Raw genomic sequence first — 3,905 nt, 5'->3', positions numbered from 1 at the left:
GGTTGGGCGGGCACTTGCGGCTGGGGCGGTGTCCACACAGAACACGCCGACCCCGTCGATGACGTGGCTGGAGCCGCCGAAGTCGTCCGCGGGCGACCCTGGTGTAGTCATGATTGGCAACTCCTCTTCACCTTTTTGGTGACATTACGGTCAAACATCGATGGGCAGAGCGGAACCGGCATGTCGCTTCCCGAGCTCAGGTAAGCACCGGCAGCAGCAACCCCCACGAGCGAACGATGCTGTGGGCGCTGGTGTCGAGCCGCCGCGCCTTGTCGGCATCCACGAGGGGCGTTCGAGGATCCCGGCTTGAGAGCGAGGCCAGATCCCGCCGACGGTGGTCGTGGGTCGCGCGGATCCGTTCGACGAAGGCTGCCCTGTCCAGACCAGTTGCGGGCGAAGGGAATTGCTGTCGTCGCGGGCCGGCGCGGTCAACCGGCGGCACCCTGTCCAACGGCATGGATCGCGGCGTGGGCGTGCAGGGCCTGCTCGGCCTCGGTGTGGGTGGGCTTGAGGTCGAACACCACCTCTTTCACCGTTCCGGTGAACGCATAGGGGGCCTTGGGCTCGTAGTCACGGTCGACGACGAGCCCGTTGTCGCGGCCGACGTCCATTCCGGCGTAGGACGAAAACGCGACGGGCACGGTGCGGGCCATGTCGCCCTCACCGATTAATTCGTCTCCGGCCCACAGCGTTACGTGACCTCCGGAGCCGGGGGTGGGCTTGTCGATCTCGAACAGCATCTTCACCGTGATGTCGCCGGTCGGGATTGGCTGGGTGGACACCTGTTTGTAGGTCTCCACACCCAGGAAGGAGTAGCTGTGATGCAGCAGGTTTTGCTCGTCGACCCACAACGCGAAGCCCCCGATGAAGTCGGCGTTGGCCACGATCACCCCTTGGGCGCCACCGTCGGGAACATCGAGGTGCGCCTCGATCGCGTAGGAGCGGCCGAGGATGCGGGGAATCATGCCGCGCTGAATGTTTTGCACGCCCCCTTTGAACGTGAACCGGGTCGTCGTCGGCATGGGTGGCAGCATGTCGAAGAACACGGCCATCCCGCCCAGCAGCGGCAGGACCCGGTTGCGTTCGGCCTCCTGCCAGAACAGCTCCTTGAGTTCGGCCAGTTTCTGGGGTTGGTCAGCCGCCAAGTTCTTCGCCTGGGAAAAGTCGTCGGGCAGGTAGTACAGCTCCCAGACGTCCTTGTCCGGGTCGTACACCCCGGGCGCGAACCGGTTCATGGTCTCCGGTGTGAAATCCCACGGCGCCTTGTCCAGCCGCGCGCACGCCCACCAGCCCTCCTGGTAGATGGCGCGACTTCCGACCATCTCGAAGTACTGCACGGTATGGCGCTCCTCGGCGCCGGCGTGCTCGAAAGTGTCCAGAAAGCTGGTGCCGTCCATGGGTTCCTGGTCGACGCCGTCCACACTGGTGGCTTCCGGTAGCCCGGCGGCTTCCAGCACGGTGGGGGCGATGTCGATGCAGTGGGTGAACTGCGTGCGGACCTGCGTGTCGGGCCGGATCCTGCTCGGCCAGGCCACCACCATCGGGTCGCGTGCCCCGCCGAGGTGGCTGGCCATCTGCTTGCCCCACTGGAACGGGGTGTTGTTCGCATGCGCCCAGGCAGCGGCGAAATGCGGCGCGGTGTGATCGCCGCCGAGTTCTTCGATACCGCCGTAGGTTTCGATGAGCGCCAGCTGGTGGTCGGCATCAAGAGCCACACCGTTGAGGAAGGTCATCTCGTTGAATGAGCCGGTGATCGTCCCTTCCATGCTGGCGCCGTTATCACCCCAGATGTAGAAGATCAGCGTGTCGTCGAGGTCACCCAGGTCGTCGATCGCGTCAAGGAGCCGCCCAACGTTCCAGTCCGCATTCTCCGAAAAACCCGCGAACACCTCCATCTGCCGCACGTAAAGCTTTTTCTGCGCGTCGGACAAGCCGTCCCACGCCGGGAAAAGCTCCGGGCGATCGGTCATTTCGGTGTCCTGCGGGACCATCCCAAGTTTCTTCTGCCGTTCCAGCGTCTTTGCCCGGTAGGCATCCCAGCCGTCGTCGAACTGGCCCTGATATTTGTCGGCCCATTCCTTGGCCACATGGTGCGGGGCATGGCTGCAGCCGGTGGAGTAGTACATCATCCACGGCTTCTGGGCGTCCTGGGCGCGCACCGCATGCAGCCACTCCACCGCCTTATCCGTCAAGTCGTCAGGGAAGTAATACGTCTTCCCGTCTCCACCTTCGGGCACACCGATGACGGCATTGTCCTGGGTGATGATCGGGTCGTACTGGCCGGCGGCGCCGGACAGAAAACCCCAATAGTGGTCGAATCCCCACCCCAGCGGCCAATTGTCGAACGGCCCTGCCGCGCCCTGGACGCCGTCGGGGGTGAGGTGCCACTTGCCGAAACCGCCGGTGACATAACCGTTGTCGCGCAGAATACGGGGCAACGCCGCGCAGCTGCGCGGCTTGACCGAAGAGTAGCCGGGGAACGGGCCCGGATACTCGGCGACGGAACCAAACCCGACCCGATGATGGTTGCGCCCGGTCAGCAGCGCCGCCCTCGTAGGCGAGCACACCGCCGTGACGTGAAACCGGTTATAGGTCAACCCCTGCCGCTGTACCCGCGTCAGGTTCGGGGTACGGATCGCACCTCCGAACGTGTCAGGACCCCCGAACCCCGCGTCGTCGATCAGCACGATCAGCACGTTGGGCGCCCCATCCGGCGCCTTAGGGCCCGGCACGATCGTCCAGTCGCCCACGGACTGATCCAGCGTGCGCCCCATCGTGCCGCCGAAGTCGTGGTCCGGCAGCGGCAGCCGGGTACGGTCGGGATCAAATTTGCCCATCGCCTCGGCCAACGCCGCCTCCATTCCCCGCAGCGTCGAATGCTCCAACTCCACAACCGATTTCATCGGCGACCCAGCCAGCACCTGCTCGACCCGAAGCCGGCTGTCCCGCGGCAATACCGCGATGATCACCCCGGTACCGGCGGCCAGCGCTTGCGCGATCTTGTCGTGCAGACCGCTCTTGAGTCGGTGATCGGCGAATGTGCCGGCCAGCGCGCCCGCGGCCGCGCCGACCGCCACCGAGGCCAGCAACGCCGGTGCGAACAGACCCACCGCGACACCAACACCTGCCCCCCAGCCAGCGCCCTTGCGGCCCAGGTGGTTGCCCGTGTCGATCACCGTGGCTTTACCCTCGACGTCCTTCGCCACGAGCACCGCCCCCCGAAGCGCGAAGTCCTTGGTCTTGACCCGTTCGGCCAGCGCATCGAAGTCCCGGCGAGCAGAATCGAGCTCCGGATAGGCCGCCACCAGCACCAGCGCATCGTCTTTACTCATAGAGGCTCTCCGTTTCGTTGCCGCGGGCTTACAGAGCAAAAGCTATGTCGAAGCCTGTCCCCGGTGTCGACTCGCCATATAGAGCCGAAGGTCCCAAGCCTCCGAACGGATTCGCCGGCCGCGTCGAGACGACCGAACGGCGGTCCTGGCTGGCGGCCTCCGCATTCGTAGTGGTGTCAGACGGGGCCCGCGCAGGAAAGCGCGAAGCCTGGCCAAGACCAATTCCGGCTGCTGTTCGGCGATCCAATGCCCTACGCCGGGCACCAGTTCGATGTTGAAGTCCTCGACTCGCCTGTCAAATTCTCGCAGCAGCGTAGGTGTGAGCACGGGATCTGCGGTACCGTGCAGCCAGCGCACCGGGACCTTAACGCGTTCGTCGGCGAATTCGCTGCGCAGCCATCGCAGGAACTCCCGACTGAGGAATGTGCGGTACCAACGCGAACAGGCTATCGCGTGCTCGCGATCGCGCAGCACGCTTGCATATAGCCGGAAGTCCTTTTCCGGCACCATATATCCCGCGCCCACCCACTTCATGACCAGCCGCAGGTAGCGAGCTCTGGAATCGGCGATGAT

2 protein-coding genes are annotated in these 3,905 nt (G+C 64.9%); both read right to left on the bottom strand.

Annotated features, from left to right (window positions below; translation table 11 throughout):
- Positions 1 to 428 precede the first annotated feature (428 nt).
- Positions 429 to 3,332, bottom strand: a complete 2,904-nt coding sequence (locus ACLP9N_RS36190; protein ID WP_442411909.1) for an arylsulfatase — start codon at positions 3,330 to 3,332, stop codon at positions 429 to 431.
- A 42-nt stretch (positions 3,333 to 3,374) separates the two neighbouring features.
- The coding region (locus ACLP9N_RS36185) for an alpha/beta fold hydrolase (protein ID WP_442411908.1) at positions 3,375 to 3,905 on the bottom strand (531 nt) is incomplete at its 5' end.

It is taken from the genome of Mycobacterium sp. (assembly GCF_052144515.1).
Lineage (GTDB): Bacteria > Actinomycetota > Actinomycetes > Mycobacteriales > Mycobacteriaceae > Mycobacterium.
The sequence above is the reverse complement of the archived record's forward strand: the minus strand, read 5'-3'. Positions and strand labels throughout refer to the sequence as shown.

Coding starts and splice junctions, on each gene's coding strand:
- ACLP9N_RS36190 (WP_442411909.1), bottom strand. CDS start 3,332: ATGAGTAAAGACGATGCGCTGGTGCTGGTGGCGGCCTATCCGGAGCTC.